Annotated in this window: 1 pseudogene; it reads left to right on the top strand. The window is 72.0% G+C overall.

The features are described 5' to 3' along the window. Nucleotides 1-528: pseudogene (locus ACOADB_RS05395) on the top strand (DNA polymerase III subunit beta); the annotation flags it as partial.

Raw genomic sequence — 528 nt, 5'->3', positions numbered from 1 at the left:
CTTCCCGTCCTCACGGGCGTCCGGGTCGAGATCGAGGGCGACACCATCGCCCTGCTCGCCACCGACCGCTTCCGGCTCTCGCAGCGTGAGCTGACCTGGAACCCCGGCACCCCCGACGTCACGATGGCCGCCCTGGTCCCCGCGAAGGTCCTCGGCGACACCGCCAAGTCCCTCACCGCCGGCCCCGAGGTCACCATCGCGCTCTCCGCATCGGGTGCCGGCGACGGCATCATCGGCTTCGAGGGCACGGGCCCCGGCGGTGTTCGTCGTACGACGACCCGACTGCTCGACGGCGAGTTCCCCAAGGTGCGGGCACTCTTCCCGAGCGAGAAGCTGACCGTGGCGCGCATCGACCGGGCCGAGCTGATCGAGTCCGTCAAGCGCGTCTCGCTCGTCGCCGACCGCAACACCGCCGTCCAGCTCAGCTTCCGCGACGGCGCCCTGGTGCTCGACGCCGGCTCGGGCGATGACGCCCAGGCGTCGGAGTCGGTGCCCGCGCAGATCGACGGTGAGGACCTGGTGACCGGC

The organism is Nocardioides sp. CPCC 206348, assembly GCF_048654705.1.
Lineage (GTDB): Bacteria > Actinomycetota > Actinomycetes > Propionibacteriales > Nocardioidaceae > Nocardioides.
Note: the sequence above shows the minus strand (reverse complement) of the source record. Positions and strands in the feature narration are given on the sequence as shown.